18 protein-coding genes, 1 pseudogene and 1 CRISPR repeat array (1 of these 20 running past the window's edge) are annotated in these 26,251 nt (G+C 52.5%); of the genes and pseudogenes, 10 read left to right on the plus strand and 9 right to left on the minus strand.

Annotated features, from left to right (window positions below; genetic code table 11):
* Positions 1-318: direct repeats of the CRISPR family, unit length 28 nt; unit sequence AAATGTAATCGAAAAACCGATCACATTG (it extends 121 nt beyond the left edge of the window).
* Positions 319-411: 93 nt separating this feature from the next.
* Positions 412-1,589: pseudogene (locus tag NYE24_RS30005) on the plus strand (IS3 family transposase).
* A 222-nt stretch (positions 1,590-1,811) separates the two neighbouring features.
* On the opposite strand, the gene NYE24_RS30010 reads toward NYE24_RS30005, so the two are convergent.
* The 3 genes from NYE24_RS30010 to NYE24_RS30020 all read right to left on the minus strand — a co-directional run bounded on the left by NYE24_RS30010 (position 1,812) and on the right by NYE24_RS30020 (position 5,503).
* The gene (locus tag NYE24_RS30010) at positions 1,812-2,657 is read right to left on the minus strand and encodes a DegV family protein (protein ID WP_036692743.1); all 846 of its coding nucleotides are present in this window, start codon (positions 2,655-2,657) and stop codon (positions 1,812-1,814) included.
* Positions 2,658-2,812: 155 nt separating this feature from the next.
* The gene (locus NYE24_RS30015; RefSeq protein WP_342477350.1) at positions 2,813-3,673 is read right to left on the minus strand and encodes an AraC family transcriptional regulator; all 861 of its coding nucleotides are present in this window, start codon (positions 3,671-3,673) and stop codon (positions 2,813-2,815) included.
* A 144-nt stretch (positions 3,674-3,817) separates the two neighbouring features.
* Complete coding sequence (locus NYE24_RS30020; protein ID WP_342477351.1) at positions 3,818-5,503, minus strand: alpha-glucosidase; 1,686 nt, start codon at positions 5,501-5,503, stop codon at positions 3,818-3,820.
* A 63-nt stretch (positions 5,504-5,566) separates the two neighbouring features.
* Between NYE24_RS30020 and NYE24_RS30025 the strand changes: the two genes are divergently transcribed.
* Positions 5,567-6,274, plus strand: a complete 708-nt coding sequence (locus NYE24_RS30025) for an HAD family hydrolase (protein WP_342479325.1) — start codon at positions 5,567-5,569, stop codon at positions 6,272-6,274.
* On the opposite strand, the gene NYE24_RS30030 is transcribed toward NYE24_RS30025, so the two are convergent.
* The 4 genes from NYE24_RS30030 to NYE24_RS30045 form a co-directional block, all read right to left on the minus strand.
* Positions 6,264-8,582, minus strand: a complete 2,319-nt coding sequence (locus NYE24_RS30030) for a glycoside hydrolase family 65 protein (protein WP_342477352.1) — start codon at positions 8,580-8,582, stop codon at positions 6,264-6,266. The two genes, NYE24_RS30025 and NYE24_RS30030, sit on opposite strands and share 11 nt — an antisense overlap.
* A 650-nt stretch (positions 8,583-9,232) precedes the next feature.
* A complete protein-coding gene (gene pgmB / locus NYE24_RS30035) occupies positions 9,233-9,895 on the minus strand; it encodes a beta-phosphoglucomutase (RefSeq protein WP_342477353.1) in 663 nt (220 codons plus the stop codon).
* Between the two features lie 119 nt (positions 9,896-10,014).
* Entirely contained in the window at positions 10,015-11,049 is a 1,035-nt protein-coding gene (locus tag NYE24_RS30040) for a LacI family DNA-binding transcriptional regulator (RefSeq protein WP_036692751.1), read from the minus strand.
* Between the two features lie 447 nt (positions 11,050-11,496).
* Complete coding sequence (locus NYE24_RS30045) at positions 11,497-13,245, minus strand: alpha-glycosidase (RefSeq protein WP_342477354.1); 1,749 nt, start codon at positions 13,243-13,245, stop codon at positions 11,497-11,499.
* 646 nt (positions 13,246-13,891) lie between these two features.
* On the opposite strand from NYE24_RS30045, the gene NYE24_RS30050 reads away from it, so the two are divergent.
* The 8 genes from NYE24_RS30050 (at position 13,892) to NYE24_RS30085 (ending at position 24,928) form a co-directional block, all read left to right on the plus strand.
* Positions 13,892-15,226, plus strand: a complete 1,335-nt coding sequence (locus NYE24_RS30050; RefSeq protein WP_342477355.1) for a maltose ABC transporter substrate-binding protein — start codon at positions 13,892-13,894, stop codon at positions 15,224-15,226.
* Between the two features lie 109 nt (positions 15,227-15,335).
* Positions 15,336-16,649 (plus strand): sugar ABC transporter permease, encoded by a 1,314-nt coding sequence (locus NYE24_RS30055; protein ID WP_076155098.1) that lies wholly within the window; start codon positions 15,336-15,338, stop codon positions 16,647-16,649.
* A complete protein-coding gene (locus NYE24_RS30060) occupies positions 16,646-17,494 on the plus strand; it encodes a sugar ABC transporter permease (RefSeq protein ID WP_076155095.1) in 849 nt (282 codons plus the stop codon). The genes NYE24_RS30055 and NYE24_RS30060 overlap by 4 nt, the downstream gene beginning before the upstream one ends.
* A 118-nt stretch (positions 17,495-17,612) precedes the next feature.
* Positions 17,613-19,727 carry a methyl-accepting chemotaxis protein gene (locus NYE24_RS30065; RefSeq protein ID WP_342477356.1) on the plus strand — a complete coding sequence of 705 codons (2,115 nt, stop codon included), beginning with the start codon at positions 17,613-17,615 and terminating at the stop codon, positions 19,725-19,727.
* 92 nt (positions 19,728-19,819) lie between these two features.
* Positions 19,820-20,500: a Type 1 glutamine amidotransferase-like domain-containing protein gene (locus tag NYE24_RS30070; protein WP_342477357.1), complete on the plus strand. Its 681-nt coding sequence runs from the start codon at positions 19,820-19,822 to the stop codon at positions 20,498-20,500.
* 168 nt (positions 20,501-20,668) lie between these two features.
* Positions 20,669-21,565, plus strand: a complete 897-nt coding sequence (locus tag NYE24_RS30075) for an AraC family transcriptional regulator (protein ID WP_036692930.1) — start codon at positions 20,669-20,671, stop codon at positions 21,563-21,565.
* A gap of 152 nt (positions 21,566-21,717) precedes the next feature.
* On the plus strand, positions 21,718-23,223 hold the full coding sequence (locus NYE24_RS30080; protein ID WP_342477358.1) for an alpha-glucosidase/alpha-galactosidase: 1,506 nt from the start codon (positions 21,718-21,720) through the stop codon (positions 23,221-23,223).
* A gap of 472 nt (positions 23,224-23,695) precedes the next feature.
* Positions 23,696-24,928, plus strand: coding sequence for an IS110 family transposase (locus NYE24_RS30085; protein ID WP_339807631.1), 1,233 nt, complete (start codon positions 23,696-23,698; stop codon positions 24,926-24,928).
* 340 nt (positions 24,929-25,268) lie between these two features.
* Here NYE24_RS30085 and NYE24_RS30090 read toward each other — a convergent pair whose 3' ends face one another.
* Together NYE24_RS30090 and NYE24_RS30095 are read right to left on the minus strand one after the other, a co-directional pair.
* Complete coding sequence (locus tag NYE24_RS30090) at positions 25,269-25,844, minus strand: DUF2812 domain-containing protein (RefSeq protein WP_036692764.1); 576 nt, start codon at positions 25,842-25,844, stop codon at positions 25,269-25,271.
* The gene (locus NYE24_RS30095; protein WP_036692768.1) at positions 25,844-26,176 is read right to left on the minus strand and encodes a PadR family transcriptional regulator; all 333 of its coding nucleotides are present in this window, start codon (positions 26,174-26,176) and stop codon (positions 25,844-25,846) included. Before NYE24_RS30095 ends, NYE24_RS30090 begins: the two co-directional genes overlap by 1 nt.
* Positions 26,177-26,251 lie beyond the last annotated feature (75 nt).

The raw sequence follows: 26,251 nt of genomic DNA on the forward strand, positions 1-26,251 counted from the left end.
CGATCACATTGCGCAATCACGAGCCAAGTGAGCCAAATGTAATCGAAAAACCGATCACATTGCACTATCGTGAGGCAAGTGAGCCAAATGTAATCGAAAAACCGATCACATTGCGCAATCACGAGCCAAGTGAGCCAAAATGTAATCGAAAAACCGATCACATTGTGCAATCACGAGCCAAGTGAGCCAAATGTAATCGAAAAACCGATCACATTGCGCTACCGTGAGGCGAGAGGACCAAATGTAATCGAAAAACCGATCACATTGCGCAATCGTGAGGCAAGTGGGCCAAATATAATCGAAAAACCGATCACATTGTGCAATCGTGGTATTATCCCCTTGAAGTAGACACTCGAAAAAAACCTCATGTGTTAACATGAGGAAATGAGTGAACTTGGAGGGGATTTTGGTATGGCCAAAAAGGGACAAGTATTTCAATCGTACACAGAGGAATTCAAGAAAGAGGCCATTCAAGCCTATTGTACAGGAGGTGAGAGCTATAAGGTCGTCTCCGACAGGTTGGGAATTGTGAACTGTACCCAGCTTAAAGTATGGGTAAAGAAATATCGGAATGGGGAGCCACTCGATACACAAAAAGGGGCAACAAGCCCTTTAAAAGGACGTCCACGTTCTACATTTGCCAGTATAGAAGAAGAACGAGATTACTTAAAGGCACAGGTGGACTACTTAAAAAAGCGGTATCCAAATCTGTAAAGGGAGGGAAGTTTGGACTACACGACAAATACGCCGTCATTGAAGAACTACGTGACCAACATCGCATCACCCGCCTATTAGCCATTGCAGAGGTATCGCGGGCAAATTACTACAAGTGGCGAGGTGCACAGGTTCGACGAATGGATGCCTATGAGCAAGAGCACGCCATGAAAGAGCATATGGTAGCTATTCACCTGGCTCATCCCTATTTCGGGTACCCTCGAATGCAGGCAGCCCTGCGGGAGGCAGGCTACCTCGTCAACCACAAGAAGGTATGGAGGCTCATGAAAGAGCTATCGATCCAGTCCGTCATTCGCAAGAAAAGGAGTCGTGCGCGCTCTGCTCCTTCCGTGGTCTACCCGAACCGATTAAAGCGTAAGTTTCATGCGACAGCACCTCAGCAGAAGCTAGTAACGGACATCACGTATATCTCAGACGGCACCCGCTTTTATGATCTGTCTGCGATTCAGGACCTCTTTAACAATGAGATTGTAGCTTGGCAGATCTCGGAGCGAAACGACGTAAACCTCGTCATGGATACGGTTGAACAGTGGACGCGGAAAAGAGACGTGTCTGAGGCCGTGCTCCATTCGGACCAAGGCTTTCAGTACACGTCTCAGGCGTACAACACACGATTAGAGGCATTCGGCGTCAAGGGCAGCCACTCTCGCAAAGCAACCTGCCTGGATAACGCCTGCATCGAATCCTTCTTTTCGCATCTGAAGACAGAAAAGTTGTACCTTCACCAGTGTAAGTCAGAAGCAGAGATTCATCAAGCAGTTGAGGAGTATATCTACTTTTACAATTACCAACGTTATCAGGCGAAACTGAAACAACGCGCGCCGATTGAGTATCGACACGCGCTGGCTGCTTAGTTTTTTCTTCTGTCTACTTGACAGGGGTATGACCAATCGTGAGGCAAGTGAGCCAAATGTAATCGAAAAACCGATCACATTGTGCTGGCGCGATGGTGAGCAGTCCAGTCAGCTTAAGTTCTTACAGCATTCACCCGCATGGTGGTGCTGTCTTGGTGAAGCAAGCTATGCAATCGGGGCAGCCACTACCGGACCTGATGCCTGCTACTGGCCCCACCCGCTCTAGCGCATATACATCAGACCTACCGTAGCAGGTCCGCAGTGACTCCCGATGACACAGCCGGCATGAATGACGGCTATTTCCTCGACACCGGTCTGCGCGCGCAGCGCGGTCTCCAGCATCTTGGCATCCTCTTCTGCCAGCGTATGGGCAATAATGAGCAGCTCCTTGTCCATATCGGCGGCATTCGCGAGCGCATGCTGAAGCATTTGCTCCACCGCTTTCTCCTTTTTGCCGCGGATGCGGGCAACAGGGACAATGGCTCCGTCCACCAGCCGGAGAACCGGACGGATCTTCAGCAGGCTGCCGATGAAGTTCTGCATTCCCGAACAGCGTCCGCCCATGTATAAGTAGTCCAGCGTATCGACCACGAATTCCGATTCCACCCGGTTACGGGCTTCGGTAATCATCGCTGCGATGTTGGCAGCGCTCTCGCCTGTGGCTGCGGCACGGGCAGCCTTCATGACCAGCAGCGCAATTCCGCCGCATAAGGTCTCAGAATCTACGACATGCACCCGGCCCTCCGGGAATTCACCCGCTGCCAGCAGTGCATTCTGATATGTAGAAGATAGAGCAGAGGATAGACTGATATAGACAATATCATGGCCGCTGCTGATCACTGGCTGGAACGCGGCGATGAAATCAGCAGGGGAAGGCGCAGCGGTCTTAGGCAGAGCACCACTCGCAGCGACCCGGCGGTAGACCTCCTCAGGGGTGATTTCGACCCCGTCCTTGAAGGTACCGTTCTCAAAGACTACATATAACGGCACAATGCCGATATCATAGGTGTCCTTCCAGCCTTGCGGCAAATCGGAAGTGCTGTCTGAAAAGATTTTTACGATAGACATGAATATCTCCTTCACCGATCTCGGATGAGAATACACTAGATTAAGAAAACTATAATCTGTTTATTATACCAAGCTTGGGAAGAATCTCAAAACAAAAAAAACAGCTCCACCGTCCATGCAGACAGCGAAGCCGTTCCTGAATTTTATCCCAGCTCTTATTTCTTCATCACCGGAATCCATACTTCACACACATAATCCTCAGCAGATGTATCGCCGGGCGGGTATAGCTCGATCTCAGGTCCGCCGGTATGCTCGTAGCCGGTTCCCGGGAACCATTCCTGATAGATCCGCTGCCAAACCCCTTGAATCGCATGCGGTAAAGCGCCCTCTGACCGGAAGACCGCCCAGCTGGCGGCCGGAACGACTGCCGTCTCATACCCCTGTGCATCCGTATCCGGTGTTCCTTCCACCCCGATCCAGTAGGTAAGCATTTCCTTCTCCATATCCATACACATGCAGATGCCAAGCCATTCGCGGGAGGCGCTAAGCTCAATCAGCTTGTCGGAAGTGCCGTCTTCATTGCATTCGTCCCAGAACTTCGGGATTCTGCGGAAATTCTCCCCGTCACGGGTAGTGACCTCCATTGATTTGCCGATAACAGTAAAAGCTGGTTTATCCACGATTTTGTAGTCCATGTCCTGATCTCCCTTCAATGATAGATGGAATGAGATGCGGGGGAAGGCTTTGAGCTGGACGCCCGATTTACGCGCTTCCGAAGGGGTAATCCCATGCGCCTTGCGGAACGCCTTGGCGAAGGACTCCGGCGATTCATATCCGTATTTCAGCGCCACATCCAGCACACGAACCTTGGATACGGCCAGCTCCTGGGCGGCCAGTGTCAATCTGCGTTTGCGGATATAGTCGGCCACGGTGAAGCCGGTCAGCATACTGAACATGCGCTGGAAGTGGAACGGTGAGACATAAGCTACCTCAGCCACATCCTCGATGCGCAGCGTTTCAGTCATTTTCAGCTCCATATAGTCCAGTGCGTTCTTCATTCGGATCAGCCATTCCAAAGCTCCCCATCTCCTTCTGAAATCATTCTAGCATGTTACCGCACGTATGTTCCTGTTATTCTCTGCTCATTAGTGACAGGTTTCGTCCGGCAGTCTGTCCATCTATGATGCCATGGATGAAGGGATTTGTCAGCCTTCGTTACGCTATCCGATCCGGCAGACTCTGGCCTCGTAAGGGCGGAGGGTGCTGCGGTCCATGGCAGCGGGCTCCTCTGAATAATTTCCGATGATCGTTGCGGTGACGGCATTCAGCTCCTCCGTAAGCTCTATAGTCTGTGGTGCATCACTGAAGTTAAGCAGGATCAGCCACTTTTCACCTTCCAGGGTGCGGGTATAGGCATAGATATATTCATGCTCCGGCAGCAGCAGCTCATAATCGCCATAGACCATAATCAGATGCTGCTTACGCAGCTGAATCAACTGCTGATAATAGTAAAAGACGGAGTCCGGATCAGCCAGCGCCTGCTCCACATTGATCTCCGTATAGCGCGGATTGAGCTTCAGCCACGGGGTTCCGGTGGTGAATCCGGCATTGCTGGAGGCGTCCCACTGTATCGGCGTGCGGGCATTGTCGCGGCCTTTGGTATGAATCGCCTGAAGAATGGTGTCGTGGTCTGCGCCGCCTTCGGTCACCTTTTCCCGGTACATATTGAGAATCTCAATGTCCTTATAGTCTTCAAGCGTGGGAAACTTTACGTTAGTCATACCGATTTCCTCGCCCTGATAGATGTAAGGTGTGCCTTTGAGCGTGTGCAGCAGGGTAGCCAGCATTTTGGCCGATTGCACGCGGTATTTGCCGTCGTCTCCGAACCTGGAGACCATCCGCGGCTGATCGTGGTTGTTGAGATAGAGGCTGTTCCAGCCCTTGTCTGCAAGCCCCACCTGCCATTTATGCAAAATATCCCGTAGCCCCTTCAGCGTCCACGGCACCACATTCCACTTCCCGCCCGGGCCGGAGTCCACGTCCATATGCTCGAACTGGAACACCATCTGCAGCTCATGGCGGTCTTCGTCTGTGTAGAGAATGGCATCCTCGACCGTTGCTCCCGGCGTTTCCCCGACGGTCATTACGTCATATTTGGAGAGAACCTCACGGTTCATCTCCTGCAGATACTCATGGACCCGTGGACCATTCATGTAGTATTCGCCGCCGCCTGCCAGCTCCCCGGGTGCGAGATCCTCATGCTCGACCGAAGGCAGACCCTCCACCTTGGAGATCAGATTGATCACATCCATCCGCAGTCCGTCCACGCCCTTGTCGAGCCAGAAGGCAATCATCTTGTAGAGCGCCTCCCGCAGGCGCGGATTCTCCCAGTTCAGATCCGGCTGCTTGCGCGAGAACAGGTGGAGATAATATTCGCCGGTCGCCTCATCCCGCTCCCAGGCGGGTCCGCTGAAGATGGAGCTCCAGTTGTTCGGCAACGCGCCGTCCGGTCCGCCAGGACGCCAGATGTAATAATCCCGGTAGGGATTATCCTTCGAAGAGCGGGATTCCGCGAACCAGGCGTGCTCGTCCGAGGAATGGTTGATGACGAGGTCCATCATCAGCTTCATGCCGCGTTCATGCAGTCCGGCCAGCAGCTCCTCCCAGTCCCGCAGCGTGCCGAACTCATCCATAATATCCTCGTAATCGCTAATATCGTAACCATTGTCATCGTTCGGCGATTTGTAGACCGGCGACAGCCAGACGACAGTAACGCCCAGCTTCTGCAGATAATCCAGCCGGGAGACGATACCTTGCAGATCACCGATGCCGTCTCCGTTGCTGTCCTGGAAGCTGCGCGGGTAGATCTGGTAGACTACGGCTTCTTTCCAAAAGGTTCTTTTCATTGGGGGATGCTCCTTCTATGGTATATTCATTTTAATAGGTAACAAGAAAAGGAAGTGATTGAACTGATAATCCAAGCGGTTCTTTTTGATTTGGATGGAACACTGCTGGACCGTGACACCTCTCTGTTAAAGTTTGTCCAAGATCAATACCGGCGCTACCCGGAACTTCAAACCGTTGATCATGAGCTGTTTGTCCAGCGCTTCATCGAGCTTGATAATCACGGTTACCTGTGGAAGGACAAAGTGTATCAACAGCTCATACAAGAGTTTTCTATTCCAAAGCTGGACTGGAGCTCACTGCTCGATGATTACTTATACAACTTCCAGCAACATTGTACAGGTTACCCGAATTTGTTAGCTATGCTTACTGAGCTCAAGAATCATGGTCTGAAGATTGCGTTAATCTCGAATGGTTATGGCCAATTTCAATACGATAATTTCAAGGCGTTGAACATCGGGCATTTATTCGATGAGGTGCTTATCTCCGAATGGGAGGGACTGCGCAAGCCAGATCCGGCTATTTTCCATCGTACATTGACCCGGCTGGGTGTAGCCGCAGAGCATGCTATTTTTGTTGGCGATCATCCGGATAACGATATACGTGCGAGCCGCGAAGCAGGAATGAAGGCTGTCTGGAAACGGAATAATCCGTTTGTCACAGTGGCTGAAGCGGATGCTGTCATTGATGATTTGGCAGAATTAGTGGAGCTCTTATTGAAAAAAGCCCCGAAGAAGCCAAATATCTTCGGGGCTGATCAAATTACACCGTGACGGAAGCACCCCCGGCACTGACAGTGCCCAGTCCGTTCACTGTATACTCCTTGCCGTGAATGGTGAGGGAGGCTGGAACCTCGGTTTCGTTGCTGACGGTAACCTGTGCATCGGTCACGGTGACCTTCAGCCGTGAGCCGCGGAACATGATTTTGAACGAATAAGAGGTCCAGTGTCCCGGGTTAGACGGGTTCAGAACCAGCCGGTCATTCAGCACGCGAAGTCCGCCGAAGCCGTGAACAACCGACATCCATGTGCCCGCCATGCTGGTGGTATGGCAGCCATCCTCCGTATCGGTATTGTAATTGTCGAGATCCAGCCGCGAGGTCCGCAGGTACATCTCGTACGCCTTCTCCTTGTAGCCCAGCTCACAGGCCAGAATGGCATGGATGCAAGGGGAGAGGGAGGACTCATGCACGGTAATCGGCTCGTAGAAGTCGAAGTTACGCTTCTTAGTCTCCAGATCATATCGGTCGCCGAGGAAGTAGAGTCCCTGAAGCACATCCGCCTGCTTGATGAAGCAAGAGCGCAGAATCCGGTCCCATGACCATTTCTGGTTCAGCGGCAGGTTCTCCGGCAGCACATCCTTGACCTGGATGATCTCCTTGTCGAGGAAGCCGTCCTGCTGGAGGAAGATGCCGCGTTCCTCGTCAGCCGGATAGTACATTTTGGCGATAATCTCATTCCACTTGGCCGTTTCGCTCTCCAGCAGCTCCAGCTTATCAGCCAGCTCGGCGTAACGCGTACCCTCATTCTCCTGCAAATAGGCCAGAGCCTCCAGCGTGTATTCCATCGTCCAGGCGGCCATCCGGTTCGTGTACCAGTTGTTATTGACGTTATTCTCGTATTCATTCGGGCCGGTGACGCCCAGCATGACGTATTTGTTCTTATGCGCCACATAGTTCACACGCTCCTCCCAGAAGCGCGCAATCTCTACCAGCACCTCCAGGCCGTATTGGCCCAGATAAGCCTTGTCGCCGGTATAATTCACATAGTTATAGATGGCATAGGCAATCGCGCCGTTACGGTGAATCTCCTCGAACGTAATCTCCCACTCGTTGTGGCACTCCTCACCGTTCATCGTGACCATCGGGTAGAGCGCGCCTTTACGGTAGCCGAGCTTGCGGGCATTCTCCTTGGCCTTCTCCAGATGCTTGTAGCGGTAGATCAGCAGATTGCGGGCAATCGCGGAGTCGGCGGTACTGAGATAGAACGGCACACAATACGCTTCCGTATCCCAGTAGGTGCTGCCGCCGTATTTTTCCCCGGTGAAGCCCTTCGGTCCGATGTTGAGCCGGTCATCCTCGCCCGTATAGGTCTGATTCAGCTGAAAAATATTGAACCGGATCGCCTGCTGCGCCGACACATCGCCCTCAATAATAATGTCGCTTTCCTTCCACTTGTCGCCCCATGCCGCAGCCTGTTCTGTCAAAAGCGCCACAAACCCCGCCTCCCGCGCACGCTGAAGTGCAGCCGATGCGGCATCCACGAGCTGTCCCAGACCGTAATTACGGGAGGTGACATTCGCAGCATACTTATAAATAACCAGCTGATCGCCGGATTGTACCGGAACATTCACTGTACTGCCCACATATTTGTCCTGCTCCAGCACCTCTGCTTCGGCTGCAACTGGCTCCCCATTCAGCAGAATATCGAAGACGAAGGCGGAGGTGACATGGAAATCGAGCTTTTTGGTCTTCAGGGTCAGATGTCCGCCTTCTGGTCCAGCCTTCTTCTCCACCTCGTTCCAGAACTTCTCGTCATAGTTGGAGTCCTTGTTCTTGATATCGCCGTCCAGGTAGGGGGTTACGGTAATATTCCCTGCGAAATTGAGCGGAGTGAGCGAATAGCGGATCGCCCCGATCTCATGACGGACCATGCTGACGATCCGAATGCTCTCCACTTTAACTTCTTTGCCGTCCTGGGTGGTTGCGGTGAAGCTGCGGGAGAGTGTGCCTTCCTTCATATTGAGTACCCGGCGGAATTCGCTGACTGTGCAGTGGGCCAGATCCAGCGGCGTCCCGTCCAGCTCGATGTTGATGCCGATCCAGTTAGTGCTGTTCAGCACTTTGGCAAAATACTCCGGGTACCCGTTCTTCCACCAGCCGACCCGTGTCTTGTCAGGGTAATAGACGCCAGCCATGTAACTGCCTTGCAGGCTGGGTCCGCTGTACTGCTCCTCGAAGTTTGCTCTGCCGCCCATGTATCCGTTCCCGATACTAAATACGCTTTCGGATATTTCCTGGGTCTGCGGATCAAAGGACTCTTCGATAATGGACCATTCGTTGATTGTTAAGTATTGTTTCATGGTTATGGCTCCTTTAAGGGGGGATGTGAAAAGAACTGAACTTCGTACTAAAATCATGGGGACTGCATCGCCGCTGCGCGAAAGGTTTGGACTTCCGGCCGCTGTTATAATCAGATTTCTTTATTGAAGTGGTTCTCAGCGGATGAAATCTGATTATAAAGGCGGTCGCTAACGCTCCTACAGCTCCAAACTTGCACTCCGCAGCTTCATCCCCATAAGTTTAATAACTACCCTCAGTTCTTTTCCTGAGGGTAGGGTAGAAGATGCAAGTGCAGCATCCGATCTGACTGTAGATCTGAGATGATGAATTAAATTGATAAGTGCATACAGTAAATGCCGCTTTCCGCACCCATTGCAAAGCTCAGAGGCTTAGACTTTGAGGTAGTTGTATTCTGTGCATTTAATAGGCGCGATTAGAGGGACTGAAGCCGTATAACTGTAGTCTGTACAACTAAATCTGCTCTAAAAGGTCATATCAGCCTAAAAGTGATTGCATAATTGTACAAAGTACAACTGAGCGGAGGAATGGGAGCTAAATTGGCAATATAGTTGTACAAAGTGCAGTAAGGCTGTCCGGCGGGCTAGATGCAGCGTGAGCGGGAGGGCTCACGGCTCGGAACAGTTCACGTTCCTACTTCTGTTACTATTCGTCACACAGTGGAAAAAGATTCCTTCAGCGTGGCAACAGTAAGCTGCTGTAGGGAAGGGACAACTAGTGTTGCTCCGCTGAGTGTCTCGGGGGAGCCGATGCCCACGCTGCGCATACCGGCACGGGAAGCGGCCAGGATACCGGCTGCGGCATCCTCGAAGACGACGCATTGTACGGGAGCGGTGCCAAGAGCCTTCGCGCCCAGCAGGAAGACCTCCGGGTCCGGCTTGGCCGCGCTGGTATGTGTGCCGTCGATGATGGCATCGAAGTATGGGGTCAGGCCGGTATTGTTCAAGATGGTCATCGCGTTCTTACTGGCTGAGCCGAGGGCAACCTTGATGCCGTCGGTCCGGCATTCCTTCAGGAAGTCCAGGGCGCCGGGGAGAATCTCCGAGCTGTTCATCTTGGCGATATACTCGACATAGCGGTTATTCTTCTGTTCCGCCAGTCTGGCTTTGTCATCTTCGCCAAGCGAGATGCCGCCGATTTCCAGCAGGATTTCCAGCGAGGCCGCCCGGCTGACTCCCTTGAGCCGCTCGTTATCCTGCTCTGTGAAGACAAATCCAAGCTCCTCGGCCAGCTCCCTCCAAGCAATATAGTGATACCGGGCAGTGTCTACGAGAACGCCGTCCAGATCGAACAGGCAGGCTTTGATATCTGACATATTAAACCTCCTAAAATGATTAGTGAATAGCACTCCATGTAATTAGCGCAAACGTTTGTACAAAGCTCCAAAAAATAAATGAAGCGTAAGTCTGCTTCATTCATTTTCTTGTACATGCCTTAGTTTCCCGGAGCATGCATAGAGGACTCCCGTACGATTAAACGGTGTGGAATGACAAAACGGTTCGTATAACCATCCTGATTATCCGGCTTCTGGATGTTCTGGATCAGTACCTGCGAGGCCGTATAGCCAAGATGATAGATTCCGATATCAATACTGCTGATCGGAGGACTGGACAGCTCGGAGAGCGGGATATTGTTGAAGCTGACAATCGCCAGATCCTCAGGGACCTTGTACTTCAGCTCGTTCAATCCGCGGAGTACCCCGAAGGAGACCATATCATCCACCGCGACAAGCGCTGTCGGACGGTTCGGAAGATTCATGAAGAAGGACATCGCCCTATAGCCGCTGTCCTGCAAGAACTCGCCTTCAACGATCCATTCATCCTTCATCGTAAGACCCTTACCCTGCATGGCCTTGCGGTAACCCTCCAGCCGGTCGCGTGAAACGATGAGGTTCGGCGGGCCGCTGACGAAGCCGATGCGTTCATGTCCCATGGAGATGAGATGATTCGTCGCATCATAGGCGGCCATAATATTATCATTGTCCACTGACAGAATATCCTCGTAGCGGTCGCTCCGTCCAACCAGGACAAAGGGATAACCGCCCGACTGCAGAAAATCGATCACCGCATCGTCTTTACGGGAATACAGCAGAATAACGCCGTCCACGCGGCGTCCCTTAAGCAGACGGGAGACAGCTTCAAGCTCCTCCTTCTCGTTCGCCCCGGAACTGATCAGCACATCATAGCCGGAACGGCTGGACTGAGTGACGATCCCGCGGATTAATTCCATAAAAAACAAATTGGAGAACAGCTCTTCAGCCGGTTTCGGAAGAATGATGCAGATACTGTTAGTGGTCTTGGATACCAGACTTTTGGCCATCATATTCGGGGTGTAGCCCATTTCTTCCATAATCACTTTGACCTTACGGGAAGTTTCTAAGCTGATTCTGGGATGGCCTGACAACACCCGGGACACCGTGGAGGGAGAGACTCCCGCTTTCTTGGCAACGTCCTTAATGGTAACTGTCATAGAAACCTCCTAATGGAACCGTTTGCTTTACACAGTAATATTAATCGAAGTGGGGTTGATTGTAAATAGTGAACCTCGCATAGGGCGCAATCCCCGTGACTTATACGTTCTGAGCACCACACGGCGATACGGCTTAAGCTATTATGAATTTGGAAGTGGAGCAGAGGTATGTGCAAATCAGTGCAATTGGAAAAGGGTTTTTGTGCAAAATTAGTGCAAAGAGAGCAGGGTGTTGCTGATAAATCTTTAAAAAGTAAGCAGTTGAACATTACTTTTTCGGAAGATTAGCAAGTTAAAAAAATTCAACAGACCCTATAAATACTGAATATACAAAGGACACAACAGAATTGATTCTATTGTGTCCAGTACTAAGTAGTAGCTCTGTTTCAATATACAAACGGTTGCGCTAAAATGTTCTGAATCAGCTTATAAGAAAGCGGGCAGAGTTTAGGACATGTTTGCCTGAAGCACGGCGAAGCCGTATGCCGGCAGCCGCAGTGACAGCTTGCCGCGTTCGGCGCGGAGCGCTTCGCCGGTCCAGAGATTCTCCCAATTGCGTTCCTGAACATCCAGCCGGAAGGTCTGCACCGTCTCCTCCGTATTGATCAGCACGATGATCAGATCATCGCCCAGACTGCGCTCGTAGGCCAGCTTACTGCCTCCGGCTCCGGCTTCAAGGAAGGTGAAGCGTCCGGTACGTAGCGCCCGGTGGCTGCCGCGGATCTCAATCAGCTTACGGTAAAAGTTGAACAAATCGCGGTCCTGCCGCTCCGGGTCCCACTCCATGCATTTTCGGCAATCCGGGTCTCCCCCGCCATCCATTCCGATCTCGTCCCCGTAGTAAATGCAGGGCGTGCCCATGAAGGTGAACTGGAACAGCGCAGCCAGCTTCATGACGTTTTTATCACCCTCTGCCACAGTCAGCAGCCGCGCAGTATCATGGCTGTCGAGCAGATTGAAGGCAACCTCGCTGGCCTGGAGCGGATACCGGGACAGCTGTCTGCCGATCGAATGGGCGAAGCCTTCTGCATCCAGGGTTCCGTAGACGAAGAAGTCAAGCACCGCATCCGTGAACGGGTAGTTCATGACGGCATCGAATTTGTCGCCTTCCAGCCAAGGGGCTGATTCATGCCAGATCTCGCCCAGAATGTAAGCCTCGGGGTTGGCACGCTTCACCACTTTGCGGAAATCACGCCAGAATTCGTGATCCACCTCGTTGGCCACATCCAGACGCCAGCCGTCGATGCCGACCTCCTTAATCCAATACTCTGCGACCTTCAGCAAATATTCCTTCACCTCAGGATGCTCTGTGTTCAGCTTCGGCATCAGCGGCTCGAAGGCGAAGGCATCGTAGGTCGGAATGTTGTTCACGACCTGGAGCGGATACTCCCGGATGTGGAACCAGTTCTTATACTCCGAATCCTCGCCTTTTTCCAGTACGTCCACGAACGGGGCAAAGGTACGGCCCGCATGGTTGAAGACCGCGTCCAGCAGCACGCGGATGCCGCGCTCATGACAAGCATCGACCAATCTTTTCAGTGTGGGCACATCACCGAAATGCGGATCGACCTGCATGTAGTCCTCCGTGTCATATTTGTGATTGGTGGTGGCAGTGAAGACCGGTGTGAAATAAATGCCCGTAATGCCCAGCTCTGTCAGATGGTCGAGATGATCTATGACACCCTGCAGATCTCCGCCGAAGAAATTATCCGGCCGGGGGGTTCCGCCCCAAGGCTCCACATGATCAGGACTTATGTCAGGATTGCCGTTCGCGAACCGTTCCGGGAAAATCTGATAAAACACCGCATCCTTGACCCAGGCCGGAGGCGTGAAGACATCACCGCGGCTTATGTAGGGAAATTCAAACAGCCGGTTGGGATTCGCGGGACGCTCCTTCTGGAAATCACTCTCTGTCATCCAGATCCGGTCCTGGCCCTGCTGCAGCAGGAAGCCGTATTTCAGCCTGCGGTAGAGCGGAACCGATTCGCATTCCCAGTAATCGAACATCGCATCGGAAGTGAACAGGGTCATCGGGATCAGTTCCTTGGTGGTGTCCCAGGCATATTTATCACCCGCCCAGGCGAAGACCTCGGTCAGGTCCCCCTTCTTGGCCCGCAGCCGCAGGTGGATGGTGTTGTGATCGTAGGCGTACGACCAGTTCAGACGGGGACGATGATACACGGCTTCTAATAACATAATAATTCCTCCTAGATTTAGTTTGGCTATATAGATTACGCACCCGATTCTGCACATGGCAAAGAGGCACAACCGCCGGTTAGATTACGCCGAGGTTGTACCCGATAAGGGACAGTGCCTTTAGATTGGTGAAGAATGGGGTGTTTCATGATGGTTTGGATTATAGCACGGAACAAAATGAGGTTCAAGAGGTTTGTACAAACAGTTGCACAAAGGATAATCAACGGGAAACCGATTTCCAAAGTCTGTAAATTGATAATATTTAGCAATTATACAACAAAATTCGTCTAAGTACGACAAAAAATGCAGGAATAAATTTTGAAATTAAAGTATATCGAAGTTATTTAAAGTAATCATGCGATAAAGAGAGTAAAGTCAAAGATATGTATTTTAAATGGCTTAATTTCATTGATTTAGCTATGTGCAAACGTTTTTACAACTACAAGCCTGCTGATGTATTATGAATTCAGGAATGAAGCGCTTTCTAAACCGGGTATAACGTATTCGGATGAGGCAACTGGAGAAAGCAGAATTTTTTTTGAATCCTCTGAAATCGTTTGCGCAAATTGGGGAGCATCATCGTCAAGTCAAAAGAAGCATCATCGTCAAATCAAGTAATATACACACACAGGAGGGGTTAAAAGGAATGGATCTCAAAAAACTTATGGTTCTCACCGCAGCGTGCTCGATGGCAATCTCAATTACGGCGTGCGGCTCCAACAACAATACCGGGGGAAATGCAGCGGCGACTAATGCTCCTGCGGATACTGCGGCAGCTACGGATAATGCGGGGGCTGGCAGTGACAACGCTCCGGCAGCGGGTGAGATCGTCCCTGAAGAGGGCGCTTCCCTTGTGATCTGGGAGAGTAAGGAAGAACGACAGTTCGCCGAAGAAATCTCCAAGCAGTTCACTGCCAAGTATAATGTTCCGGTCAAAATTGAAGAGGTAGCCCCGCCGGATCAAGTCGGCAAGCTCACCCAGGATGGCCCTTCCGGCCTGGCTGCGGACGTCACCCTCATCCCTCACGATAATCTGGGTAAGGCGGCAAGCGCGAGCCTGCTGCTTCCAAACGATATTTTCGCTGAGCAGACCAAAGCTGAGAATACAGAAGCATCCATCGTAGGTTCATCCTATGAGGGTGAACTGTACGGTTATCCGAGAGCGGCAGAGACTTATGCGCTGTTCTACAACAAGTCTCTGGTCAAAGAAGCTCCGAAATCCTTCGATGACGTTATTGCCTTCAGCAAAACGTTCACGGATAAGGCCAAAAACCGGTACGGCATTATGTGGGAAGTCGGCAATATGTACTTCAACTATCCGTTCATCGCTACAACCGGCGGTTACCTGTTCGGCAAAGACGGTACCGACAAGGACGACATCGGCCTCAACAATGAAGGTGCGATTAAAGGTCTGACTGAATTTGCGAAGCTGAAGGAAGTCTTGCCGATCAAGAGCGGTGACATTAACCCGGACATCAAGCGCAGCCTGTTCAACAGTGGAGATGTAGCTATGGATATTACGGGACCTTGGGAGCTTGCCGGATATAAAGAAGCGCTGGGTGACAACCTCGGAATCGCTCCGGTTCCAACCATTGATGGCAAAACAGCCATTACATTCTCCGGGATCAAAATTTTCGCAGTCAACGCCTACACTCAGTATCCGAATGCGGCTAAACTCTATGCACACTTTGCTTCCGGTAAAGATTCGCAGCTGACACTCAACAAGCTGATCGGTTCCGTACCAACGAACAATGAAGCTTTGAAGGACCCGCAGATTACGGGTGATCCGTTCGTATCCGCTTTTGCCGAACAAGCGAAGAACTCCCAGCCGATGCCTTCGATTCCTGAAATGGGGAACGTATGGAGCCCGGTGAATGCAGCACTTCCGGCCATCTGGGATAACAATACCGATCCGAAGGCAGCCATGGACAAAGCTGTAGAGCAAATTAAGGACTTGAACAACGGGGCTTCTGCCCAGTAACTACTAAACTACACAATCATCAGCTTACCGTGGAATTAGAGTTGCCCGCCGCATAGTCTGCGGCGGGCAGTTTCCTTGAATTCCGCACGGAGAGGAGAACGGAAGGGAAATGCAGCGACACAAAGCGAGAGCTGGAATACTGTCGGCCATTTTTATGGGACTCGGGCAAATATATAACCGCCAATTCATCAAAGGGCTTATGTTCATAGCTGTAGAAGCTGTGGCACTTATTTATTTCATTAGCAATCTGGGAAGAGCCTTCTGGGGGATCACCACACTCGGGGAATCGCCAAGCCGGCTGGAGAAGGTTAAGGGGATTGCCAAAATGGTTCCCGGAGACCATTCCATCGTTATTCTGATAGAAAGTCTGATTACCCTGCTGTTCTTTGTGTTATTCCTGATCCTCTGGTACATGAATATTAGGGATGCCTATAAAATCGGAGCAGAACGCGAAAACGGCCGTCCATCGCATACATTTACTCAATCTGTACGTTATATTCTGGATTATAAATTCGCCCAGAGCTTCCTGCTGCTCCCGGGGTTTGGGATTCTGTTCTTCACCATTATGCCGATCATCTTTATGATCATGCTGGCCTTTACCAACTATGCTGCACCGAACCACATTCCTCCGGCCAAGCTTGTAGACTGGGTTGGATTCGAGACCTTCCGCAATCTGCTGGTGTTGAAATCATGGAGCCATACCTTTTACGGTGTACTTACCTGGACGATTATCTGGGCGGTTCTTTCGACTGTAACTACTTATTTCGGCGGGATGCTGGTTGCCCTGCTGATTAACCAAAAAGGCATCCGCTTCAAAGGCATGTGGAGAATGCTCCTGATCATCCCTTATGCCATTCCGCAGATGATCTCGCTCCTCTTGATGCGCAACCTGTTCAACGGGCAGTTCGGCCCGATCAACCAGTATCTCGGCTTTTTCGGACTGAATGGATTGCCATGGCTGACTGATCCGTTCTGGGCTAAAGTGACAGTTATTGTCGTGAACATGTGGGTGGGAATTCCTGTATCCATGCTGCTAATTATGGGGGTGCTGACTACGATTCCCCGTGATATGTATGAGGCGGCTGAGGTGGACGGTGCGACCAATTATCAGAAATTCCGGATCGTCACCCTGCCGATGATTCTGTTCTCTACCGCACCTACGCTGATTATGCAGTTCGCCGGGAACATCAACAACTTCAATGCGATCTTCCTGCTGACAGGAGGGAACCCGGTGAACGGGAACTACCAGTACGCCGGCTCGACGGATCTGCTCGTTACCTGGCTGTATAAGCTGACGCTGGATCAGAACAAGAATAATATGGCGTCTGCGATCGGCATTATTCTGTTCATTATTGTTGCCGGGTTCTCCCTGTACAATTACCGCCGGACCAAATCGTTCCAAGAGGAGGACATGATTCAATGATCATCGGACGCAAAGCAGCAAATTTCATTCGTCTCTGCTTAAGCTATATCGTTCTTGTTGCACTGGCGGTTGCTGCAATCTATCCGGCACTCTGGATTCTGCTTGCATCGTTCCGGCCGGGTAAATCCCTGTACAGCAAGACGCTGATTCCTGAGACGTTCACGCTCAGCCATTATAAGGAGCTGTTCACCTCACCGGTCTACATGTTTGGAACCTGGTATGCGAATACGCTCAAGATTGCGGTGTTCTCGATGCTGATTGGGGTGGTGCTGACGCTGTTAACCAGCTATGCCTTATCCCGGTTCCGGTTCAAAAGCCGCAAGACCACCATGTCCACGCTGCTGATCCTCGGGATGTTTCCGGGCTTCATGAGCATGATAGCCATCTACCTGCTGCTGAAGGAGTTCAATCTGCTGGATACCCATCTGGCGCTGATTATCGTCTATGCAGCCGGAGCGCCGCTCGGAGGAACGCTGATCGCCAAGGGGTTCCTCGATACGATTCCACGTTCGCTGGATGAGGCGGCACGGATCGACGGGGCGAGCAACTTTGGGATTTTTACCCGGATTATTCTGCCGTTATCCCGTCCGATGATCACCTATATAGCGCTGACCCTGTTTGTCGGCCCGTGGGTCGATTTCATCTTCGCCAAGCTGATTCTGCGGACCAAGGAGAACTGGACGGTTGCCGTGGGGATGTGGGATATGGTCAATACGATGCAGAATTCCAACTTCACGCTGTTCGCGGCGGGCGCCGTGCTGATCTCTGTACCCATTATGATTCTCTTCGGCTTCCTGCAGCGTCTGCTGGTTGACGGCCTGACGGCTGGGGCCAGCAAGGGATAGGGAAATAACAATTAGTCAATGTATGTACGAATAACGGGTGCGGCCTTGAAGCAGTTCTTAGGGGCTGCACCTTTCTTACGTGGAGAAATCGTGATCTGGATGATAAGGGGAGAATGTAATGCAGCGGCGGCGATTCATTAATTTCAGCTCGGTTGGCGTCAAGTTATTCGTAATTCTGTTCTGTACGATTGTCCTGTTGTCCTCAGTTCTGGGCTTAACCTCCTATTATGCGGCAAAAGGGATCATTACCGATGAGGTGGCAGCTGCCTCCTCACAGTCCATTGTCCAGGCGGCGGTCAAGCTGGATTTCCTGTTCGCTGAATATGAAGCGCTCTCCAGGCAATTCGCTGTAGATCCGGCGCTAAAGGCTGACATGGAGACGGTTAATCTTCCAACCGCCGGTACGGTTGCGCGGGCAGCCGCAGAGGACCGGATACGCCGCAAGCTGGACTCCGTCAGAGGATCGGATGAGCGGCTGCTTGGTGTCAGGCTGGTCGCAAGAAGTATGGTCGACGCCGAATCCTACAAATCGACGGGAATTAGCGGAGTTCGCAGTGATGAAGGCATCCTGGCCCGGATGAAGGAGATTGATAATGCTAAAGGCAATCCCGTCTGGTTCCCCGTCCGGGCTAAAGGCTTCTTCGACGCGTACAGCCAGTCCGCTATGACGATGGGCCGTCTGCTGCGGAATATTCAGAATCCGGCGGCAGAGTATTACATGCTGATTGAGGTGAAGGGCCAGGCGCTGACAGATGTGCTGTCCAACCTGCATATCGGGCTGGCCGGAGAGATCCGCATTCTCGATTCTTCGGGCCGGGTTGCGTACAGCGCGGACGATGCGCTGCTCGGGCAGGTATCTTACATACATACCGGAGATTTGAAGGCCGGGGAGCAGACCGGAGTGCAAAAGAGTGAGGGACAAGAGCCGGCCAGAGCACGCCAGGGTGACAGCGGGAAGCGGTCCTTCACGGCCGGGGATGAGCAGGGGAGCCCGCAGCTTGTAGTCTACCAGCCGCTGAGTACGGCGGATTGGACGCTGCTGGGGTACGCTCCGGTAAGTGATTTCACCCGATCGGCCGACCGGCTGCTCTATATTACCTTGCTGGTAGTCTTGGCTGCCGCTCTAATTGGTCTGGTCATCGGCTATGTCCTGGTGCGGCTGATCGGCCGTCCGCTTGGCAAGCTGGCCCGGCTGATGGAAGAGGGCGAGCGGGGCAATCTGCAGGTGCGGACCAGCTTCAAGGGCCAGGATGAGATCGGGCGGCTGGGCCACAGCTTCAACCGGATGATGGAGCAGATCTCCCGGATGGCCGGGCAGAGCAGCAGCTCGGCTGCGGAGGTATTAGCGACCTCCGCGCAGCTCGTTGCCGCTTCCGGTGCGATTAGCGGCCAGGCCAGTGAGGTCGCAACCGCCACTGGCGAAATCGCCGGGGGAGCCGCCAGTCTGGCGGCCGAGGCAGAGAGCAGCAATGCCAAGGTAGAGCTGATGGGCGGCAAGACCAGCGAAGTGGCAGAGAATAATGCAGTTATGGCTGCTTCCGCAAGGAAGGTCATGGAGGTCAGCGACCAGGGAGCGGAGCGGATGAAGAAGCTGGTCTCGCAGAGCGAAGGTGTGCTGAAGCTGATGGATCTGATTCAGGAGAATTCAGCCATGCTGCGGGATAGCACGGTGCTGATCCGCAGCATCCTCTCTCCGATGATTGCGATGAATAAGCAGACGAATATTCTGGCGTTGAACGCATCAATTGAAGCCGTGCGCGCCGGTGCCGCCGGGAGAGGCTTCATTGTCATTGCCAACGAGATTAGAGAGCTGGCCAATCAATCCAGCGAGTCGATTGCCTCCGTCTCCCGGATTACCGGGGAGATCAGCGGCCATATCGAGAATACGGTCAAGGTTGTGAATGAGGCTGCGCCGATGTTTGACAGCCAGCTGGCTTCGGTCCGGGAATCCTCACTCATCTTCGGGAGTGTAAGGGCCGAGATGGAGGTGTTCAGCGGAGTTCTGAACCAGTCCTCGGCGGCGGTCTCCGAGCTGACCGAATACCAGCAGCAGCTGGGACAATCCATGGCGAGTGTGATCTCGGTGGTGCAGCAGACCAGTGCCTCTACGGAAGAGGTGGCGTCCATGTCCTCACAGCAATTCACGGTCAGCAGGGAGCTGGTCGCCCTTTCGCACAGACTGGAGGGGCTGGCGGAGCAGCTGAAGCAGTCGATGATTTCTTTTCAGGGATGAAGGGATACAAGGATGAGGGGGAGCGGGTGAGGAAGCGTATTGCGGGAACCTGCGCTTTTCTATAAGATGGATGAGGTTAGATGCAGGATATCTTGAATACTGAAGGTGATGTCATGGACAAGCATTTATTTCTGAACGGCGGCGGTCCGCCGTTTACCCGTGGACTGGCACGGAGGTTCGTAAGCACGATGACAGCAGCCACAGAACCTGTCGCTGTGTTGTTTGAAGAAGGGGAAGACTGGCCAGACTATATGGCTGCTTGTATGCAGCCGCTGGCTGACGCAGGGATAGCCGAATTCTGTTATCTGCCGCTGAAGTCTACTGAGGTGAATACTGCTATAGAGTGCCTCCGGGCCTGCGGCGGGATCGTCATCGGGGGCGGGGATACGGATCTGTATGCCGACCTCATTGTGGATACCCCTATCGCTGAAGTGATCCGGCAGCGTTATGAGTCTGGAATACCGGTTGCGGGATTCTCGGCAGGAGCCTTGATTAGCCCGGAGCGCTGCGTAATTTCTGCCAAGGATAATGAGAGCAGACAATTCAAACACCGCAAGGGCCTCAATCTGATTCCTGATCTGCTGCTATCCGTCCATTTCACGCAGTGGGATGAGGAGGAGCATCTACGGACAGCGGTCCGTACCCTCGGCGAGCTGCCGAATTACGGAATTGATGAAGAGACCGGCATCTACCTGCTGAATGGACAGCCCGAGGAGATAGAGGGCGGCGGGGTGTATAGTCTGGTGAATGGAATATTAACAAAGATTCACTGAGAATGATGAATGGGAGCAGAGGGCGCGGGCCTTCTGCTCTTGTTTTTTTGCGCCGGGATAAAATGGATAGGTCAGGGGAGTGGCAACCCGCTGCTTGTCCTGCCTGCGATCAAGCGATACACTTGTGCTATCGATAATGGCAGAGGGGAGGCGGGCGGCGTAGCGGAGATGAATGGCAGTCTATTTGAACAGGCGTTGCTGGAGAGGGATTACAGCCCGCACTTTCTGGCTTACTACTACAAGCAATGGAGCAATTATACGATGGCTTACCATCATCACAACTCCACGGAGATCATGTATCTTATCTCAGGCAGCTGTGTAGTGGAGGTGCGGAGTGAAGCTGGTGGCTACACACCTTTCCGGCTGAAGCGGGGAGAGATGATTCTGCTGGATGCGGAGGTGCCGCACCGGTTGATCGTGGACGAGGGCTCCTCTTGCCGGATGCTGAATGTGGAATTTGCTTTTACCGAATATGAGGGCGTAGTTCCTTCCATTGGCAGCTTGGCCCGGGAGGAGGAAATGCTTGCAGAGCTGCTGCGGCATCCGTTCGACAGTCTGGTGTTGTCCGATCAGGAGGAGGTTTTCCATGTGCTAAAAGCGCTGGTGCTGGAGCTGGATCAACGCGGGCGGAAGGGGAGTAGTATGGTGCATCTGCTCTTCGTGGAGCTGCTGCTGCGGCTCGCCAGACTGCGGGGGGAATCGCTTCCGGCCAGCCAGCAGCCCTCACAGCTCTATGTGCGGCGGGCCATCGAGTTCCTGCATCAGAATTATGACCGGAGCCTCCAGGTTAAGGAAGTCGCGCTCTCTGTGAATGTTCACCCGGGCTATCTGCACCGCATCTTCCGGACGCACACAGGGCAGACCCTGACTGACTACCTGAACCAGCTGCGTATGGAGAAAGCCCGGATGCTGCTGGGACAGGGCGAGATTCCGGTAGCGGAGATTGCCGACTATGTGGGGATCAGCAGCAGGCAATATTTTCATCTGCTATTCAAGAAATATTCAGGCTGTACTCCTATCGAATACCGCAACTCTATCGAACGCCATTACTGGAGTGAAGAATAGCTAGGTGTCCATGCCGTGATTGTCCTTCTGCACATAAGGTTAGGATTGTTGACAGGTTATCTGCAAAATGGTCATGATATTGGTTACGCTTCCGGCAGCCTCCTTGCTACAATGGACAGGAGTCAATAATTCATTGCCGGAGGATGATTATTATGTCTTTTAAAGTAACCTTTATCGGGGCAGGCAGTATCGGTTTCACCCGCGGACTGCTGCGCGACCTGCTGACTGTGCCGGAATTCCGTAATATCGAAGTTTCCTTCATGGATATAAACAGCCATAACCTGGACATGGTCACCGAGCTGTGCCAGCGGGATATTAAGGAGAATGGTCTGGATATCACTATCTCTTCCACCACGGACCGCAGGGAAGCGCTCAGGGGAGCCAAGTACGTATTTTGTACTATTCGTATGGGGGGGCTTGAGGCCTTCGCTACCGATGTGGATATTCCGCTGAAGTATGGCGTGGATCAGTGTGTTGGAGATACGCTGTGCGCAGGCGGGATTATGTACGGGCAGCGCGGGATTGCGGAGATGCTGGAGATCTGCCGTGATATCCGTGAGACAGCTGCGCCGGATGTATTGCTGCTGAACTACTCGAATCCGATGGCTATGCTGACCTGGGCCTGTAATAAATACGGCGGTGTGCGGACCATCGGGCTCTGCCATGGCGTACAGCATGGACATCAGCAGATCGCCCAGGTGTATGGCCTGGAGAAGTCGCAGGTGGACATTATCTGTGCCGGGATCAATCACCAGACCTGGTATATCTCCGCGAAGCATGAAGGCAAGGATCTGACGGCAGGTCTGCTGGAGGCCTTCGAGCAGCATCCCGAATACAGCCGCACCGAGAAGGTGCGCATCGATATGCTCCGCCGCTTCGGCTATTACAGCACGGAATCGAACGGACATCTGAGCGAATATGTGCCCTGGTACCGCAAGCGCCCGAGTGAGATCATGGACTGGATTGATCTGGGCGTGTGGATCAACGGGGAGACAGGCGGCTACCTGCGAGTCTGCACGGAAGGCCGCAACTGGTTCGAGACAGACTTTCCGAACTGGATGAAGGACCCGGCGCTGGAGTACATCCCGGAGAAGAGGGGCGAGGAGCACGGCTCGTTTATTATCGAAGGGCTGGAGACAGGGCGCGTGTACCGAGGCCACTTCAACGTGGTGAATAACGGCGTGATCTCCAATCTGCCGGATGATGCTATTATTGAGGCGCCGGGCTATGTGGACCGCAACGGCATTTCGATGCCGCTGGTCGGCGACCTGCCGCTCGGCTTGGCGGCAGTCTGCAACGTGAGTATCTCCGTGCAGCGCCTGGCGGTGGAGGCGGCAGTGCATGGTGACGACAAGCTGCTGCGCCAGGCGTTCATGATGGACCCGCTGGTCGGTGCCGTCTGCAATCCGAAGGAGATCTGGCAGATGGTTGACGAGATGCTGGTGGCCGGAGAACAGTGGCTGCCACAGTACAGCGCAGCCATTGCAGAAGCGAAGGAACGCCTAGCTTCTGGTGATCTGATCCCCACAAATGCCGGCAACGAAGGCGCCGCCCGCCTCAAGGTGAAGTCAGTAGACGAGATGATGCAGGACCGCGAGGCCGCGAACAAGAACGCCGGGGAATCCGATAAGGGCAAGGACCGCGAGAAGGTGCAGTAAGCGGAGCAGGCATCAGTCTAACGAAGCGAAGCAATATTGGAATGAGGGCTGTCCCAAAGTCTTGAAATGACTGCTTGGGATAGCCCTTTAATTTTGGCATAGGTGGAGGAGGATGTGCATGAGCGCGTAAGGTACGGATGTATGTGTATGCGAAAAACCGAACACAATTTACTCAGGGTAGGCGCTTCGCCGAATGTATGCGAAAAACAGGCATGACAAGACAGATGCCTTGTCACCCCCAGGAATGAAAATAAGCGGGTGGCATCCGTCGCAACCATTCTAAATGAGGCTGTAGTCGTCAACACTACATATACAAATCAAAGGGCGGAAACGGTTACTGGGATACACCCCGTGCGAAAAACCGTTCTATTGCGCTTTTCGAGCATCGCCTATTGTAGCCCCAAAAGTACGTGTATTAAATTACACTCACTCGAGCGCATGATTTGTAAACTGACGATGGAGGATGGTTGGAATGGATGCTGTACGTATGTGTTGCGCCGGTCTGGACGTGCACCAGGAAACCGTTGTGGCCTGCGTGTTGAAAGGACCGATCGAACAGAAACCACAATGTCACCTGAAAACCTTTGGGACGACAACCAAAGAATTGCTAGGCCTGCAAGATTGGCTGAGTGAACACGGCTGCCGGGAGGTGGTGATGGAGAGCACGGGCGTGTTATGGAAACCGGTATGGAACATCTTAGAGGGCAGTTGTGATCTGGTCTTGGCCAACGCCCAGCGGGTAAAGAATACGCCGGGTCGAAAAAGTGACATGCAAGATGCGCGCTGGTTAGCGCAATTGCACCGTTGCGGGCTCATTGAAGGCAGTATGGTGCCCGAACAGGACATCCGGGATTTGCGAGACTTGACCCGTTACCGGAGTAAGATGGTGCAGGCGGTGACGGCGGAGAAAAACCGCATCCACAAAATCCTGCAGGATGCTAACATCAAGCTAACCACCTTTATGTCCGATTTATATGGGGTTTCGGGACGGGGCCTGCTCCAGAAGATCATGGACGGCGAGGTCATCGACGAAATGACAGTTAAAAGCCTGGTCAAAACCCGTTTAAAAAAGAAAGTCCCGCAGTTGCTAGACGCGCTTAATGGCAAGTTGCGCCGTCATCACCGCGAGATGATTCGAGACCACTGGGACCACTTGGTCTATTTGGAGAAAAGGATCACGGAACTGGAAGCTCGAATCGAGGCGAAGGCAGAACCGTACCTGGAGAAGATTGAACAAATTGACTCCATTCCAGGAATTGAGCGGACGTCTGCCGTGACCATCTTTGCCGAAGTGGGGCCGCATGTCGCGGAAATGTTCCCGAGTGATGCGCAGTTTGCTTCATGGGCGGGGGTGTGTCCAGGGAACAACGAAAGCGCTGGAAAGCGAAGAAAGTCAAAAACGATGCAAGGGAACAAGCATCTGAAAGGGGCCTTGTGTCAGGCGGCTTGGGCAAACTCTCGCTCCTCGAACCGGATCGGACAATTCTTTCGACGAATTCGAAAGAGACGAGGCGATAAAAAAGCAAACGTCGCCACCGCGCATTTGCTGATTCGAATCCTCCATGCCCTGATGCGGGAGAAGAGGTCATACCAAGAAATAGACGTCTCACTAGGCGATGAGACGTCCAAGAAAAACACGTTAGATAGGTACGTGAAATATATCCAGCAGTTAGGATATAGTGTTCAATTGAATCCTATCCCATAGTCTTCCCTTTTTCAAAAAAACGAAACGTTTTTTTGGGGCGGTGGGTCTTTTTTTGTCAAAAACCCAGTCTGCGGCGCATTTTCCGATATTTTTATTTTCGTATTAAACTGCTCTGCTTGCCGCAATGGGGGTATAGGTGGATCTTGGGCATTTGTTATCGAACGGATCTACGATATTCCGGCAAGAGTTGGAAAAACAACACTTAAATGTTTGCATAGCGCCCACTCGGAGCAAAACCGGCCCTAGCAGATGCTGTTTTTCCACTTGTTTACCTATAATCGTAAGAAGTTGAAGAAATAAGCAGCACTATTCCACTTGTTAGCTGCCATCAAGTAACCCCTCACTCTCGGATCAGCTTCTCCTGCTGCAGCCGCGCGATCTTGCGGCGGACCGGCAAACTGAGCCACACGAAGAACAGGCCCAGAATGATAACGGACACTCCCACGATGAGGTTGATTTTGTAGATGTTAGAGGAAGTATTCAGCATAATCAGCATGATATTGAAGGAGCCGATGATCAGCTCAAGGAACGCAAGGGACAGATAGACTTTATAGATTCGCTGATAGTGTTTGATTTTGGAATCCGCATCGGTATAGATCTGGAAGGGGCCTTCCGAGGCCTTCCTTCTGAAGAACACCCAGCGCTGGTTCATAAATGCACGATTGGCCTTGGTAGGAGGCCCGGACGGCACACGCTCGGCCCCGGTCTCCTCCATGAATAGCAAGTAGCCTGCCGCCTCCTTAGGGTCCTTCTCCAGCAGCTCAATCCGGTAAATATACTCCCCCTTGGCGCTCTCCTCGAACACATAACGGGCCCAAGAATGCTCCACCAGTGCCCATCCCTTGGCAGACATCTCATTCAGCCACGCTTCTTCCTTCTCGAAATCCATGAAAAATTTGCGTACCACCTGACTCATTACACTTCGCCTCCCAGTAGCTTTCTTCCATTTGTGAGCAACTCGTCAAGCCTTGTCATTTCACTCTGGACTATCGATTTGCCAAGCTCCGTAATCTGATATTCCTTCTTGCGTGAATCTTCTCCACCGGCCAGCAGCTTGATCCAGCCCCGTTCCACCAGCGTGCTTAACGCTCCGTATAACGTGCCTGCCCCCAGCTCTACGCGCTGATTGCTCAGCAGCTTCACATTCTGCATAATGCCGTAGCCGTGCATCGGGGTGAGCAGGGACAAGAGGATATAATAGACGCCTTCGGTCAGCGCCCCGTATTCATTGTTGCCGGACAATGCCATCACCTTCCTTATCTTGCATCTTTGGGTCTCATTCCACAGACCAGGTCATTTCCTTTGTATCCTTCGGCGTTATAG

The sequence above is a fragment of the Paenibacillus sp. FSL H7-0350 genome (genome assembly GCF_038593195.1).
GTDB lineage: Bacteria > Bacillota > Bacilli > Paenibacillales > Paenibacillaceae > Paenibacillus_AQ.